This is a genomic window from Nostoc sp. JL33 (assembly GCF_017114985.1).
Taxonomy (GTDB): Bacteria; Cyanobacteriota; Cyanobacteriia; order Cyanobacteriales; family Nostocaceae; genus Nostoc.
Map to the genome: position 1 here is coordinate 173255 of NZ_JABXKP010000100.1, position 15838 is coordinate 189092.

Sequence of the window (15838 nt, forward strand, 5' to 3'; positions counted from 1 at the left end):
AAGGCGGTTCGTTTTCCAGGCAAGCCGCCTTCTCTATATTTCCAGCGTGATCTACTAATCTCAATGAGGAACCTCTAAGGCGAAATTCACCGTATATGGTTCTTCGAGTGATTGCTGATTACTAGTCTTGATCGCATCTAGATAGCGACGCAAAGACAACAGTTGTTGGGAATTGGGACGATAAGTGAGACTCCCTTGTTTTTCAAAAAGTGGTGCTGTAGCGATCGCCTGATAGTCGGGATTTTCTTGCGAACTCTGGGTAAGCCAGGTAGAGTCTGTAACTGAAGGTATCAAACCCGAAGGCAATTCACCTGACAAAAAAGCTAGCAGGCGTTGCTGACAAGTGCGAGTATTGATCCCACGACCCTCAAATAACTGGATAACTTCACCGAAAGATAAGGGTCTATCTGGTAGCAGGCGCAGCAATTCTGTAAATAGGAAATAATCAGTGTATTGTTGCCTGGGTATATCTAATATCTGGGGATGTAGAGGCAGCATTGCCAAACCATAGGCAACCCGACTGCAATTAGGAGCGCCGTTTTCGCCGAGATATAAATCTTGAATAATCTTAGTGTTGGGGAGTTTTTGCCGTAGCCACCGATTCACCGTCCCGATACAAGCCACCCCACCAGTCAGGATAGCTTGATTAATTGCTTCTGTGGGGATGCCACGAGCTACCAATAACTTGTTGAGTTCTCGGTTCAGGCGGCGCACAAAGGGGATAAATACCTGGCTTTCTAAGTCTCGTCGCTGCAAAATCCACTGCTGATCAGCCAATTCCAGGGTAAAAGAGTCTTGGTGTTGCAAAATCAGTTTTAGGGCTAGTGCGGCATCTAATACCGCCTGTCCCAGCAGAGAACTTTCTAGACGCTGCTGGAGGCGAATCCGAGCGATGATATCTGGTTCCCCGACTCTGGGTAGTTCTAATTCTTCCAACCCTAAACTCTGCCAATGCATTTGGTCTAAACCGGGAATTGACGGTTGCCATTGCCAAGGATTACTGGTAACAGTTTTGCAATCGCTTGCTGTTTTGGGGCGTGATTGCCGAGATTTAGGTGGCAATAGCAGCTGGCAGATTATATCTTGTTCAATTCCCTTGCCAGCATAGGCAAAACTGTGGAGCATGAAATCATTGTATGTCAATTGCAGCGATGTTTCTGGTATATCGACCAGCAACATTTCTGTGGCTGTTGTCCCAATGTTAATTACAAGGGTGTTGCCAACAATCGAATGTTCGCTGGCTTTTGCCGGATGAGAACCTTGACTATCGCTTAATTTTACTTGCTCACCGTTAGCAGCATCGAGTTCTGGGAGTAGACTAGCGATCGCTTCTTCGACAAAAAAGACTTGTTGCGGATGTTGGATCAGTTTGCTAGTGAGTAAAGCTTCCCGCACATTAAAGCGGTATTGTTCCGACCAGCTAGATGGACAAGTACAAATTACACCAGCAATATTATTGATAATATCGGGGAAATTTTCTTCGCTGATTCCAACAGCAGCAGCGATTAAACTAGGGGTAGTACTAGTATGATCGGATTTGAGGGTTAATAGTAGCTTAGAGAGCGATCGCACAACCCAAATCAAAGGCCCTGCCGAAAATTCATTTAATTGCAAAACAGGTTCCCATTTTTGCCGTTCACTCTTGTAGGGAATAGCTACTTGTAAATAGGGCTTCAACTGCGCCGAGTAGAGATTATTTGTCCTCGGATCTGCTGTTGTCGCTGTTGCAGGAGTGGTAGCCAAGCGATCGGGCACTTTATCTTGGGCAACAGCCGCAGGTGCTGTCTGCTCATGTGCTTCGATACTTTCATTTTCACCGTGGGGTATAGAAGCTGTAGGCAGATAAACCTCTGTTGGTAAACGAAACGATTGCTGAAACGAACTTGTTTCCGGCGGATTTTCTGCTGACCAGTAGATAGGATATACAACAAAAGTTGAGCGATTTAATAATGCCGCAGAAATTCCTGTTGTACCTAAATCAATTCCTAAATACCAGACTGATTCTAGAACATTGGGCGAAACTTCTGGATTGTTGATGGAGTTTCCAATTGCAGGTAAAGAACTTTCTTGAATAGGAGTTGTGACTTCCTTTTTTTTTTCAGTTTCTACCTGGGGAACTGCCAAACTAGAGAAAGCAGCAGTTGAGGTATTTTCTGCTATTTGGAGATTTTCTGTTTCCGGCTCAGGGGAAATTGTGGGGATCGTGTCTTGAGTGTTACCAATCACTTCCGGGGAAATATTCAAGTTAGTATCTGGCTGCAACTCAGAATTTAGTTGCCGATCAAAATTAGCCAAATCTCGATCTAATTGCTCTAACTGCTCCTCATCTAAAGAAATATCAGGTACAACTGAAGCCTGATTTGACTCACCAGAAAGCAAGTTTTCCTGGGGTGAAGCAGTAATGTAGTTATCTGAAGACGGTTCTGGCTGATCATCGTTAATTAATACTTCCGATGTGGCGATACCTTCTCTGGCAGAGGTAGGCTTGTCTACCTTGGGCTGCGCGTAGCTTACTTCCCCGTAGGGGAATGCCAAGGTCATTTCTGCTACTTCTGGAGTAACTGGTGCTGTAGTTGTGCCATTATCCACAGAGGGTGATACTTCCAGGAGTTGCTGCTCACTACCTGTATCAGGCAATAGGTCAGTTAGGGTATTAATTGTATCAACACTAGCTGGCTGAGTGTCGAATTGCACCGGGAAACTGTCTGTTTGTGGCGTAAACAAGCTAACAGGCGAGTCTTGGTCAGTATCCTCTTCAAAAAATAGTTCTGACTGTGGCTGTGATGATGAATCTGTGGTTTCTACTAAAGTCTCTTGGGTTGAAAGATTCATATCCACTATTGGAGGAACAGGTGCGCCCTCAGCGATGTTCAACGTTGATGGGGAGGCTGTAGCAGATAAGTCAAGATCGAGGCTGGAATTATTAACATCATCAGTACCAAACAAACTGGCGTAAAGTTGGTCTACTTCATCACCAATTAACGCAGAAATATCTTCCGGTAATTCGGTCGCAGTTTCAGAAGATTGAGACGGGTGTAAACCAAGCTGCAACAGCGCTGCATCTAAATCCTCTGTGAGGGTAGTCTCCTGTTGCTCAGAATTAATTGGGAGTGAAGATGAAGTTTCTGGCTGTATAAGCTCCAAGGGTTGGGGCGCAACTTCAGCAGCGATCGCGGCTGTATCAGCCGATGATGGTAGTGTTTCAGATTCTACCCCCAACAAAGATGACTGGGGACTAGGGGATTGTTGCTGCAAATGCTGGGTGAAATTATTCAGAAAGCTCTCCATCAGCTCTTCGCCTTGCATCCCCTTGCTATGCATTCTTGCCAGTGCTTGCGACAGGGATTCATAATAGGTATTAATGTTGCGCTGTAGCGCCTCAAAGACTACATTCACCGTGCCATCTAGTGATAATAGGCGTTGATCCAACTCCCTGGCCAGCTGGGTTAACCGCTCCACACCGTCTGGTGATTCTAAAAAAGGTTGAGTTGCAGAGGTGGCGTGATTAGTTACTCCTGAAGAACTGGCCGAATTTTCCCCCGTCTGTGCCAGCAGTGGCGTTAAAGTTGGCACAAGACGACTCATGAGTACCTGTAAAAACTCGTTAATCATCTGATCCTGGTTTGTCAACTGCTGCGCTAAGGAGTAGTTTTGCAATCGCCTTTGCTCTAGCTGCCGAATTTCTTGTATGAGAGTGGCTCGCTCTTGCAATAGCCCTTCTAATTCCGATCGCAATGGCTGGATCAATCTCGAAAATTCATTTTTTAATTGTCCTGCCCCAACAGTACTCTGTTCTTGACTAGGCTCGAGCTGCGGTAGTGGATACTGATTACCTTGATCAAGTAATTTTGTTAGTAGAGGCGAACGCGGTTCTTCAGAAGACTGATTTGAGATGCCGCTCTCTAACGCTTCTTTTTCTTGTAACCTCACCAAGAAGTAGCGAATTCGTTCTAAAACTTCTTTAGGCTCTTGCGCCTGACCAGACAGAAATCTAGACAGACGCTTGCCACCGTTGGCAAGTAAGTTGTCAATGTCTGCGATCAGCTTTTGAATTTCATCTGTACTGAAAGTCACTTTTATTACCTTACCTATAAATGTATGTCAACGAATGTGGCAATTACTTTACATCACCGTACCCCTATGGGGATCTTGCTACGCGCAGCATCGACCATAGGAGAAGTTTTGAGTGGCAAAAGCCGCTGCTTGGAGTTATGACTGTCATTATGTTATGGATTACTGGAAGTCGTGGCAATCTTCAGTCAACGTTTGTTTGAGAAGCTTATTACAGAATTTCATATTCTCTGCGTCCCTCTGCGCTTCCCTCAGCTACCTGGAGCGTTTAAAAAAACTACGAATTTCGGAAATGCTGTACATAATTTTGCAGGTCATTGGTTGCCTATTTTTGAAAATCGCTAAAATACCTGAGCAATAATTTACTCCCTTTAGTATCATTAATGTTGTTTGCTTATATTCTTAATTAATCAACTTTGCAGTGCAGCTAGCCCCGAAGCAATACAACCGTCGGCTATAAACTACTTTTTGCAAAACTTTTACCCGTTTAAACTTATAGGTAAAGATTATTTAGAAAAATGTTCTTGTCGCTTTCTTATGTAGCATAGTTTAGTTTTCTTTTTGAAAGGGAGCTGTGCAATGATAGTTGAGGCTGAAAATGGCGCTCTTGTTTGTTGTGTGTATATAGCAGCTTAAATAAAAATGTCGTAATGGAAGACCGATATAGCTTGCAAGCACAGGCTAATCCCTGGATGATCACGTCGGCTCCCTTTTTTCAAGGGTTGCCAGAAAACGCTGTGGAATCAGCCCTCATCCATCTTGTCACCCGCACTCACCCAGCCAATCAGGTGATTCTGCTCGAAAATGACTGGGGCGGTTCTGTGTATTTTATTCTGGACGGATGGGTAAAAATTCGCACCTACAATCTGGAAGGAAAAGAGGTAACGCTGAATATTCTTGGCAAAGGGGAATTGTTTGGTGAAATGGCGGCACTAGACGAAGTACCTAGATCCACAGATGTGATTACCTTAGCCCCGACGGTAATTGGCAGTATGCCTGCTCAGGATTTTGTCAAGTTACTTCAAATAGAACCCTTAGCAGGAGTTCGATTGGCGCAACTAATGGCACGACGATTACGGCAAGTAAATCGGCGATTGCGGTTGCGGGAATCTGATAGCCAGTCACGGGTGGCAGATACATTGCTATTTTTGGCAGAAGGGCAGGGAAAAAAAGGGCAAACAGGAACCGAAATCCCCAATTTACCTCATCGGGAATTGAGTAGTTTGAGCGGACTGGCGCGGGAAACGGTGACACGAGTGTTGACAAGGCTAGAAAAAAAAGGGTTGATTAAACGGGATCAAGACACTCTTTGTATTCCCGATTTGTCAGCCTTGGAAAGAATGATCGTTTAATAACTTGTCAAATATGAGTATTTTAGATTCTCTGCCAGATCAGCCGGAGGAAGATCCATCCCCTGAATCTCCAACTCCCCACAATCATTGGTTAGACAAAGAACAGCAGTTAATGCCTCCTCAACTCAAGGCTGATGCGCCTTTGAGGATGGTGGAAACGGCATTTTTAGCCAGTACCGCTAGCTTAATTTGGTTTATTAATTTCTACTTTCCCTTAGGCCCAGTTTTGCGGATATTTTTTCCGGTGCCGATCGCTCTAGTTTATCTGCGTTGGGGCAAACGTGCGGCATGGATGGCAGCACTCACCTCCGGGTTACTGCTGACGGTACTGATGGGGCCAGCCCGCAGTTTGCTGTTTGTCATGCCCTACGGGTTCATGGGCGTGCTTTTAGGAGCGACGTGGTATCGTCGTGTTCCCTGGATTGTTTCTATCACCTTGGGTACGCTGTTGGGTACTTTGGGAGTCTTTTTTCGGCTGTGGTTGCTGTCTGTTTTGTCGGGTGAAGACCTGTGGATTTATGTGATTACCCAGGTGACTGAGTTCATTGAGTGGGTATTTTTTAGCTTGAGTTTGTTGGCGAGTCCCAGTGTGTTTTTGATTCAAGTGGGAGCGATCGCTCTAATTGTACTCAACAACTTTATCTACCTTTTTGTGGTACACCTAGCAGCATGGTTCCTTTTTGACCGCCTGGGCAACCCTATTCCTCGTGCACCACGCTGGGTGGAAGTCCTGATGGATTATGAAGGATAGTCATTTGTTATTTGTCATTAGTCATTTGTCATTAGTCTTTGGTTAAATGATGAGTCCTAACTAATCACCCATGCCCCATGCCCAATGCCCCATGCCCCATGCCCAATGTCCCATGCCCAATGCCCAATGCCCAATGCCCAAATTCGTATTTATACCCAAAAAGAACAGGGTGAAGAATGGCTGCGACGGTATCGTGGTTATCTACCCGTATTTGCTTGTGTTTTAGGATTTACTGAAACTGGTTTAATTCCAGGAATTTCGGCGGCTGGTCGCACTCCAGAAGATCGGAAATATACCGCTTGTGCTGATGCCGAGTTTTTGTATTACGGCCCGGAACATAAAGCCCAATATCCCCTACCACCATTAGCGGCTGGGGCTTCGCCTGTGCTGATTTCTCGCGCTGTATTTGAGTCACTCAAGATACCAGTTCATTTGTTTAATGCTGGTTTACCCCAGCCTCCTGCTGTACCAGTAATTGATTTGGGTGGCGCTCCTGCTAAGTGTTTAAGTGGAGGTGCTGCTATGGAAATCACAACGGTACACCACTTGTTTAAACAAGGGCTACTTTGGGGAGAACGCCTTGCTGCCAATATCCAACAGGGATATCTGATTGTCGGTGAGTGCGTCGTCGGAGGCACTACAACTGCCCTGGCAATCTTAACTGGTTTGGGTATAGAAGCTGCCGGAAAAGTTAACAGTAGCCACCCTGTTTGTAACCACGCGCAAAAGTGGGCACTAGTGCAATCTGGGCTGGAGAAGATGATCGAAAGCAGCGAACACAGGGAGATAAACTTCCAATCTCCAATCCAAAATCCAAGTTGCGCTGAAAGCGCACCAAAGGTGCGACCTAAAATCAAAAATTCTATAGATCCTCTAAAACTTGTCGCTGCTGTGGGTGATCCCATGCAAGTGGTGGTAGCTGGGATGGCGATCGCAGCTAGTCGTAGTTGTGGTGTAATGCTGGCTGGTGGGACGCAAATGCTGGCAGTTTATGCGCTGATCAGTGCGATCGCTCAAGTTTACACTTTATCATGGCGACCAGAAGCAGTAGTTGTAGGCACAACTCGCTGGGTGGCAGAAGACCCTACTGGGGCTACAGTTGACTTAGCCCTCAGCTTAGGAAAAGGCAGCTTAACTCAGAGTGGAAGAACCCCTCCCCTATTAGCAACTCATCTGAGCTTTGCTGATTCTCGTTACCCCCAACTGAGAGCTTATGAGCAGGGTTTTGTCAAAGAAGGTATGGGTGCTGGAGCCGCTTGCATAGCCGCCCATCTTAGCCAAGATTGGCAGCAACACCAACTTTTGGCAGCCATTGAAGCCCAACTTGAACGGCTAAGTACAGCATCTCATTGATTTGTAGCGAATTCTCTGCATAACTCTGCGCTCCTACCTGCGGGAAGGCGCGTAAAGTTATGGGTTTAAATTTTAACCCTCAATTCGGTACAATTTTACCAAAGCCGTACTTAGGCAAATTAATAGTTAATAAGCTAATCGTCATTCAAATTGCATCTGCGTGTCTCCCGAACTTTTGATCTCAGGAAGCCAGAAGCTCCTAACTTATCTGTATATCTGTGCGTCAGAGCTTCTTTCTAGCAATTTGAACTGCAAGCTGAAAAGATTGATAAAACACTTGAAATGTTGAGATATCAGTACAACTATCTGCTTGCTCAGAGATTTGACTGGTATGAACAGAATAAATGTCCAATCGATAGATGTCCCTTAATTTGTTATTTGCCAGAACTAAAAGATAAGCCTAACTATTACAGTCAAAAAGCATCACTGACCCAACTTAAAATAGATAGACCTTGGTACAAAGAGATTCACTCTCAAGTGCTACAGGAAGTCCCCAAGAAAGTTGAAATAACTTTTGAACGATGGTTAAAAGGTGATATTAAGGGGAAGAAATCTGGTAGACCTAGATTTAAAGGCGTGGGGCAATATAAAACATTCACTTTCCCTCAGTTTAAGCACCATTATTTTACTGCCAGTAAAATTACGCTATCAAAAATAGGTGATGTAAAGGTGATTGTTCATCGTCAAATACCAGACTGCTTTGATATTAAAACTGTATCTGTCACTAAAAAAGCAGATGGCTATTATGTCACTTTAAGTCTTGATGATAAAACAGTTCCAACTACTAAACCTGATTTCGATGCTGATAATATTGTTGGTATTGACGTTGGTTTAATAGATTTCTATGTAGCATCTGATAATACTAGAATTGCTGCGCCAAAGTTTTTAAAGCATACTGAACGTAAATTAAAGTCAGCGCAGCGTCGTGTTTCTAGAAGAAAAAAAGGGTCTAATCGCCGTAAGAAAGCTATTAAAAAATTAGGTATTCAGCACAAAAAAGTTGCTGATACTAGAAAAGACTTTCATTTTAAAACAGCTAAAACTCTTCTGAATAAATACGACGTAGTAGCTGTTGAGAAATTAAATATCAAAGGACTTGGCTTATCTAGACTGGCTAAAAGTGTGAACGATGCAGCTTGGGGACAATTTATTTCAATACTTTCAAACAAAGCCGAAAATGCTGGTTTGAAAGTAATAGCTGTAAACCCTAACGGAACCAGTCAAGAATGCTCTAGTTGTGGTACTAAGGTAATAAAGCCGCTATCTCAAAGGATTCACAATTGTCCCGTATGTCATACGAGCTTGTGTAGGGATTTAAACGCCGCTATAAACATAAAGAACCGTGGGACGCACGATCTTAAAGCTCAGTCAATGTCCTCATAGAGGAGTCGCTGAGAAGCCCACACTCAAGAAAGAAAGGGGAGTGTGTGGAGTATGTCACTGTTATACCACGTCCTGTTCCCGAACCCTACACAGTAACTGGCTCATTGCTTGCTCTTGGTTTTGGCTGGTGGACAAAGCGAAAGCAAGCAGTAGCTTTTGAGAAGAAGCCCCACAAAGGGATTTATCTGTAGGTTCATAGTGGATCTCCGATCTAGATTGCGTTAGAATCCGCTTGCCATCTTACTCTTACAGTAATACCAAGTCGCCTTCATGATATATCACTAGAGGACTTGGTATTAACATAGGATATCAGCCGTAAGTTTATTAAAAACTTCCAGGATTGTCATCAAGTGCCAGCAAGAAGTTAATCAGGTCTGTTTGCTGGTTGGAATTAAACCCAGCCTGTCTATCTACGTAGAAGTAATGACCTGTGCCATCAAGGTTACTACGCACTAAACTAGGGTTAGCTTTGTTGGCTTTCACAACTAAGGCACGAAGATCACGATCAAGCAAGGCACGCAAGCTGCTAGCTGCATCGGCGGGTATACCAAGGCTTAGAGTGCCAGAAAGCCCTAAGCCACTCTTGTTAACAACTGTGAAACTACCATTTGAGTCAACTTTTAGGCTTCCTGCCCGTACTGCTGCACCACCATCATGCAAATATGGTGCGCTTACATAAAGACCACGCAAGGAAGCAGTTTTATAACCGCCTTTTGGCAATATACCTTTGGGTAGAGTTGTGGGAGTATCGGAAATACCCTGCGTTGGTAAATCCAGCACTTCAGCATTCGCAGGTATGGGAACAGGAGTGTTAAAAGTGTATAGCTTGGGTGGTACTAACAATTTATTCAGCGCCAAGTGAGACTGGGCACGGGCTGGGTTAGTACGAATTTCATCAATTGGATGAACTTTGTTGTCAGTAAAGAAGGGTGGAATATGGCAAGTTGCACAATTGGCTTTCTCAAATATTTTTGCGCCACGTTTAACAGAATTGCTGTTCAACGCTTGCCAGTTGTCCGAAGTCTGGTTAGCAGGTGGTACTAAGCTATTTTGGAAAGCAGACATAGCGTTGTCAGCAAATAAGAAAGAGCCACTGGCAATATCGCCCGACTTTCCACTATTCGGGCTGAAAATCAAACCGTTGCTTGTAAATAGATTGACTTGCAGATTTGGATAAGTTCCTGTGCCAGGAGCAGGAATTTGGTCTTCTAATTCTGCTTGTATAGGATTCGGTGCAATCACTTTGCGTAGCCACTCCGAGGGTTTTAGTGTCACTCCTTCTGGTAAACGTAGGCTTGGAACGGCAGCATTCTGAAGAAATGTACCAATATAAACTTCTGGGTCAATACCAAGAGTTTTTGAACTTAATTGAGCAGCTGCCAACAAGTTAATTTCTGAAGAATGGACAGCGCTGGTGAGAGAAGTCAGTCCAGCAAAGGGACCAACAGCCGAAGTTCCATCTGCACCATAAGGCTGATTCTTAAATGTGAATAAACTGGGAATTTGGGTGGTGTTATTAATGCCATCTGGTGAACTCTCAAAATTACCAAAAGGTAAACCTAATAAGGCATCATCAAAAGCTTTTTCAAATTTTTCAGGATCTGGTAATCTTACTACATTACCTTTACTGTCAATAATAGTTTTGCCATTACCTTGGTATTGTGGGTCTAGGGGGTTGAATTTTGCGCGTGCAAACGCAGCCGCTGAATTTGGCGCTAAGGCAAGAAAAAGGGGAAAGGCAATTTCGCTATTCGGGACTCCCGGAAGACGTTTACCTTCTTTGGAAAGAGTTACATGACAAATTGCACAGGTAAAGTCACCATTAGGCGCACTTCCTACAATATTTCCTCCCTTGTCCACTTTTAAGCCTGTATTAATCACAGTTCCTTTGATAAAAGTCCGGCTACCTAAGGGGATATCCTTCAAGAGGGTAATTTGTAAGTTGTTCGTTGGCTGACCTTGCAAATTATAAATTGCTCTAGCATATTCTTCTGCAAGAATAGCAGAGCCTTGCCCAAGACCGAATACGCCTTGCAAACCAAATGTGTCGCCAATCTTACGGTTAAAGAATATATTTTCACCTTGCGCGATTAATTCCTGAGTAATTTTAACTGCTCCTACCCGTTGATAGGAAATGGGGTTATTAGGATCGAGTCCCTTATTTACAACTAGTTGTGATGCTTCTTGAGGACTCAGCAGTTTGCCGAAATAGTCGTAATAGCCTAGCGGTTGAGTCGGAGCAGGTTGCAAAAAGTCAATTTTTGCGAAAGCTGTTTGGCTTGTCATCAACCAATTTGATAACAAGATGCCAAAAACACTAATGATAAAAACGCAGATTAATAAGAAAATCTTGTTTTTTGAACTATACAATATCCTAAAGACACTAGTCTTAGGGTTCTTGTTTTTTTGTTTCATTGTGAGGTAGTGACTAAAAGCCTATAGGTAGGTATATCACACTCTTACGTAAATATATGTAATAGTGTGTTTAATTTTTTATCAATTTGATCGCTTAATTAGTTGTTTATACTTATATTATATCTGCCCATAAAGCGATCGCTCGACATTGAACCTAAAGGCTTGCTTTCGCTACCTCCAGCCATTTTTTAATTCGTTTAACTCAGGCTAAATTTAATGAATTCTCTCTTTGAGTAATTGTTCTTCTAAAGCAGCAATGCGATTGTATGCTGCTGTTAATTGCGCTGTCAGTCGTTGTATTTGAATTTCTGGTGTTATGTTATCTCCACCTTGACGATGCATATCTAGATAAATGCCATCTATCAAGACATCCTTGTGTTCCATTTCTGGATTTAAATTGTTACGTCTGAACTGGTAGCCACCAACTGCGCTATTTTCCTGATAATTATCTTTTGCTTGTGTATTCGCTAAAGAACACTCTGAGAAAGCTTGAGTGACTTTACTATCAAGCTGCTCAATCACTTGGCAGAGGGCATCCAGTTTTTTGCTTAAAGTCAGGATCTGCTGCTGTAATGGCTCCATTTAATACCTTTATCCGTACATTTTCTCTATGTTATTCAATTTACTTGCAACCTTAACTATACTTAGGGATTATTTAAGTATTGATAATTTTTGGTGCAAATGTGACATTTAAATGATTATTTCTAAATACAAGTAAAGATTTACTATAAGTACCACTAAGGAAATTTATGGAGAAAAATTCATCTTTAGGTAGTGATTTGCCGAAAAACTCCCTAATTTGAGTCAAATCTCAGATTTATCGGTATTACCAACAGAAAATACCGATAATTTTCCAACTCCAGTTTTTCAGCTAGTCAGCCTCTGATGAATCTCTGCTTAATATTAGGTATAATCAAAAATCTCAAATCCCAAATCAATGGATCGACGGACTTTTTTGCTAGGTACAAGTACATTGGCACTTTCACAACTGCTTTTTGGCTGTGGTGGAAACAAGCAGACGCAACTAAAAGTACAGTTATTAAAAGGTTCTATACCTGGTCAGGTGGTGAATCAGTTCCACAAAGGTTTGCAGCACCAGGTGCAGTTAAAGTTTGCTCCAGTCGAACAGATACAGGATTTATTTCAGCAATTACAAAATTGGCAGCAGAAACCAAAAGCCACCGATGAGCAGGGATGGAGCCGCTTTATACCCTTTAGGCAAGGTCAAAAAACGGCTGACGTAGACCTAATGACATTGGGAGATTACTGGCTAAAAGCAGCTATTGAGCAGAAATTGATTCAACCACTCCAAGAGTTAGAGGGAAACCAATTAAAGCAGTGGTCTGCTTTAGATGAAAGGTGGAAGAAACTGGTAGTGCGTAACGACGAAGGTAACTTGGACACTCAAGGAAAGGTCTGGGGTGCGCCTTATCGGTGGGGTAGCACGGTGATTGTTTATAACCGTGACAAATTGCGAAAATTGGGATGGACACCCAAAGATTGGAGTGATTTGTGGCGCGATGGAATGCAGCAGCACATTTCTTTACTTAATCAACCACGAGAAGTTATTGGTCTGGTTTTAAAGAAGCTAGGAAAATCTTACAATACAGAGAATCTTGAACAAGTACCAGACTTGGAAAAGGAATTACAGACATTAAATCAACAGGTGAAGTTCTACAGTTCCAATAACTACTTGGAACCTCTAATTATGGGAGACACTTGGCTAGCCGTTGGTTGGTCAAGCGATGTACTGCCAGCTCTAGGACGTTATCCCGAACTTGCCGCAGTTATCCCTCAGTCAGGAACAGCAATCTGGGCAGACTTGTGGGTACGTCCGGCAGGTATTACTACGAGTACTTTATCAGATCAATGGATTGATTTTTGTTGGCAATCAAGCACAGCTAAACAAATATCGGTGCTGACCAAAAGTAATTCGCCAATTTCTACAAATATTGCCGCTTCCGATATCCAAGAACCATTATGGAGTCTGTTGGAGAGCGATCGCAAAGTTTTCAATAAAAGTGAATTTTTGCTTCCCTTACCTCCATTAGCAATAAAACAATACGAGTCTTTATTCGCCAAAATTAAGGTTTAATATCAGAATTCAGAATTCAGGAGTCAGAATTCAGAATACGGGAAAGGTATTATATACGAGTCGGGCGATCGCTTTTAGCGTCTCCCGTTCTCCCTCACGCGCGTGGCTAGCGCCTACGGTAGAATGAGCGTTAAAAGAATGGCTGTAGGGAGAAGACCGCACTTTGAGCTAAATCCCCCACTCAAAGATTGCTGAATTCTGAATTTTGAATTCTTCTTCGTTTAATACATTCACAACCATAGCAATCAATTTAGTGGGGTCAATTGGCTTAGATAAATGCTGCTGAAATCCTGCTCTTAGCGCTTCTAGGCGGTCTTCCTCTCGCGTGTATGCTGTTAAAGCGATCGCCGGAATCCGTCCGCCTTTTTCTGGTTCCAAAGAGCGCAGTTTCCGAATCAGCGTATAACCATCTTGCTCTGACATGCCGATGTCGCTAATCAGGATATCTGGTTTTGCTTGTTCAACTACTGCTAGCGCTTCCTCAACTGATGCTACCGCAGTGGTAACTGCCCCATACTCCTCAAACATAAAACTGAGAAAGTTACGGGTATCTGCTTCATCATCTACAATTAAAACTCTTAATCCAGCAAGGGGCATCGAAGCCACAGGGGAAGAAATTTCTCCTGCTGCTTGTCCATTCCACCTGCTACCCCTATTATCTTGTAGCAGTGGCAGTCTCACAGTAAAGGTTGCTCCTTGTCCTGTGCCTAAACTTTGGGCAAAAATTGTACCTTTGTGCAGTTCCACTAGATGGCGAACTATGGCTAGTCCGAGTCCTAGTCCATTGTGCGATCGCGTTGTGGTACTGTCTGCTTGCCGGAAACGCTCAAATACTTTGGGTAAAAACTCGGAACTGATGCCAATACCCGTATCGATAACTTCAATTTGGGCGTACTGAGATTTTAGATTTTGAGATTTTGCGGGAAGTCTGAGGCTCGGCTCCCGACCATCAGAACTTTCCACGACGGATTTTAGATTACTGCTTTCATCAGTGTTTGAATCGAAATTTTTACCAGCAGAACCCAATCCAAAATCTTTCGACTGAGCGCTCACGCCGTTCGCGTAGGGTTCCGCAGGAAAGTCTGAAATCAAAAATCCAAAATGGGCAGATAGCCTGACTTCTACTCTGCCACCCTTAGGGGTAAACTTAATCGCATTAGTTAGTAGGTTCCAGACAACTTGCTGTAAACGGGCTGGATCGCCATAAACTGACCCTATCGAAGTATCCAGGACAGTATTTAACTTAATATCTTTTGGTTCTGCAAGGGGACGCACTGCTTCTAAGGCTGCTTCCATCACTGAGATCAGATTCACCGCAGCGACATTTAACCGCAGTTGACCACGGATAATCCGGGATACATCTAAGATATCCTCAATTAGTTGCATCTGAGATGTAGCATTGCGTTCGATCGCTTCCAAGGCGCGGGAAGTGGCTTTGTCGTCAAGTTTCTTCGAGCGGAGGATTTTTGACCAGCCCAGCATTGAGGTTAGGGGTGTGCGGAGTTCATGGGAGAGAACGGCGAGAAACTCATCTTTCATCCGATTTGCTGCTTCTGCTTCCTGTCTTGCCGTCTGTTCTCGAATCACTTGAGCGCGGACTTCTTCTGCTTGTTTGCGTTCAGTAATATCTTCCAGGGTGCCTACATATCCCAGCAATTCTCCTTGACCAGAAAGCATCGGTGATGAGCGAACCTGAACCCAACGGATGCTACCGTGAGCTGTTTGAAACCGAAACTCTTCAGAGTAGTCGTGACCTTGACAAATGTACACAGACCAACTAGTAACTGCTCGTTCTCTATCTTCTGGATGAACAGATTCTAGCCATCTCTTTTCTAAACTCTCTGCCGCTTTCAAGCCACAAATTGCCTGATACCGAGGATTAGTATACCTACAGCCTCCTTCAGTATCAATTTCAAAAATGCCAACGGGTGAACAGGTACTCAGCGATCGCAATCGTTCTTCACTTTGCCTGAGTTCTGCATTCACAGCTACCAGCTGCGCTGCTTGTTGCTTGACGGCTTCTGTTTTCTTAAATAGTTCTACAAATACTGTGACTTTAGAAGTCAAAATATTAGGGTCTAATGGTTTGAGCAAATAATCAACTGCACCCAAGGCATAGCCTTTAAATAGCATTTGGTCGCTGGTGCTAAAAGCGGTGAGAAAGATAATTGGAGTGTGACGCGATCGCCCCCGATTGCGAATCAAGGTTGCAGTTTCAAAGCCATCCATCCCTGGCATTTGCACATCCAGCAAAATTACTGCAAAGTCTTGATGCAGCAGACACCTCAAAGCTTCTTCCCCAGAAGTAGCTCTCACCAGATTCTCCCCTAGTTTTTCTAGGATTGCTTCTAGTGCTAGCAAATTTTCTAGTTTATCATCCACTAGGAGGATGTTTACTTTGGGTTCCATCTGCATGGG

At 43.6% G+C, this 15838-nt stretch carries 10 protein-coding genes; 6 read left to right on the forward strand and 4 right to left on the reverse strand.

Features of this window, described 5'->3' with window-relative positions:
- Positions 1–60 precede the first annotated feature (60 nt).
- Positions 61–4074, reverse strand: coding sequence for a hypothetical protein (locus HWQ23_RS30760; RefSeq protein WP_292837234.1), 4014 nt, complete (start codon positions 4072–4074; stop codon positions 61–63).
- A gap of 647 nt (positions 4075–4721) precedes the next feature.
- Between HWQ23_RS30760 and HWQ23_RS30765 the strand changes: the two genes are divergently transcribed.
- The 5 genes from HWQ23_RS30765 to HWQ23_RS30785 all read left to right on the forward strand — a co-directional run bounded on the left by HWQ23_RS30765 (position 4722) and on the right by HWQ23_RS30785 (position 9101).
- Positions 4722–5423, forward strand: coding sequence for a Crp/Fnr family transcriptional regulator (locus HWQ23_RS30765; RefSeq protein ID WP_292837236.1), 702 nt, complete (start codon positions 4722–4724; stop codon positions 5421–5423).
- Between the two features lie 13 nt (positions 5424–5436).
- Complete coding sequence (locus HWQ23_RS30770; RefSeq protein ID WP_292837238.1) at positions 5437–6174, forward strand: DUF2232 domain-containing protein; 738 nt, start codon at positions 5437–5439, stop codon at positions 6172–6174.
- Between the two features lie 126 nt (positions 6175–6300).
- Positions 6301–7527: a nicotinate-nucleotide--dimethylbenzimidazole phosphoribosyltransferase gene (locus tag HWQ23_RS30775; protein WP_292837411.1), complete on the forward strand. Its 1227-nt coding sequence runs from the start codon at positions 6301–6303 to the stop codon at positions 7525–7527.
- A gap of 249 nt (positions 7528–7776) precedes the next feature.
- Positions 7777–8910, forward strand: coding sequence for an RNA-guided endonuclease InsQ/TnpB family protein (locus tag HWQ23_RS30780; protein WP_334883169.1), 1134 nt, complete (start codon positions 7777–7779; stop codon positions 8908–8910).
- Between the two features lie 44 nt (positions 8911–8954).
- Complete coding sequence (locus tag HWQ23_RS30785) at positions 8955–9101, forward strand: PEP-CTERM sorting domain-containing protein (protein WP_292837240.1); 147 nt, start codon at positions 8955–8957, stop codon at positions 9099–9101.
- A 133-nt stretch (positions 9102–9234) separates the two neighbouring features.
- Here the strand turns inward: HWQ23_RS30785 and HWQ23_RS30790 are convergent, their stop codons facing one another.
- Entirely contained in the window at positions 9235–11196 is a 1962-nt protein-coding gene (locus HWQ23_RS30790; protein WP_292837242.1) for a di-heme oxidoredictase family protein, read from the reverse strand.
- 342 nt (positions 11197–11538) lie between these two features.
- Positions 11539–11907, reverse strand: a complete 369-nt coding sequence (locus HWQ23_RS30795; RefSeq protein ID WP_292837244.1) for a hypothetical protein — start codon at positions 11905–11907, stop codon at positions 11539–11541.
- A 355-nt stretch (positions 11908–12262) separates the two neighbouring features.
- On the opposite strand from HWQ23_RS30795, the gene HWQ23_RS30800 reads away from it, so the two are divergent.
- Entirely contained in the window at positions 12263–13420 is a 1158-nt protein-coding gene (locus HWQ23_RS30800) for an extracellular solute-binding protein (RefSeq protein ID WP_292837246.1), read from the forward strand.
- 168 nt (positions 13421–13588) lie between these two features.
- Here HWQ23_RS30800 and HWQ23_RS30805 read toward each other — a convergent pair whose 3' ends face one another.
- Positions 13589–15835: a hybrid sensor histidine kinase/response regulator gene (locus HWQ23_RS30805; RefSeq protein WP_292837248.1), complete on the reverse strand. Its 2247-nt coding sequence runs from the start codon at positions 15833–15835 to the stop codon at positions 13589–13591.
- Positions 15836–15838: the final 3 nt, after the last annotated feature.

What these genes read in the sequence shown, in the direction of transcription:
- HWQ23_RS30765 (WP_292837236.1), top strand. Translation starts at nt 4,722, where the DNA reads ATGGAAGACCGATATAGCTTGCAAGCACAGGCTAATCCCTGGATGATC.
- HWQ23_RS30770 (WP_292837238.1), top strand. Translation starts at nt 5,437, where the DNA reads ATGAGTATTTTAGATTCTCTGCCAGATCAGCCGGAGGAAGATCCATCC.
- HWQ23_RS30775 (WP_292837411.1), top strand. Translation starts at nt 6,301, where the DNA reads ATGCCCAATGCCCAAATTCGTATTTATACCCAAAAAGAACAGGGTGAA.
- HWQ23_RS30790 (WP_292837242.1), bottom strand. Translation starts at nt 11,196, where the DNA reads ATGACAAGCCAAACAGCTTTCGCAAAAATTGACTTTTTGCAACCTGCT.
- HWQ23_RS30795 (WP_292837244.1), bottom strand. Translation starts at nt 11,907, where the DNA reads ATGGAGCCATTACAGCAGCAGATCCTGACTTTAAGCAAAAAACTGGAT.
- HWQ23_RS30800 (WP_292837246.1), top strand. Translation starts at nt 12,263, where the DNA reads ATGGATCGACGGACTTTTTTGCTAGGTACAAGTACATTGGCACTTTCA.
- HWQ23_RS30805 (WP_292837248.1), bottom strand. Translation starts at nt 15,835, where the DNA reads ATGCAGATGGAACCCAAAGTAAACATCCTCCTAGTGGATGATAAACTA.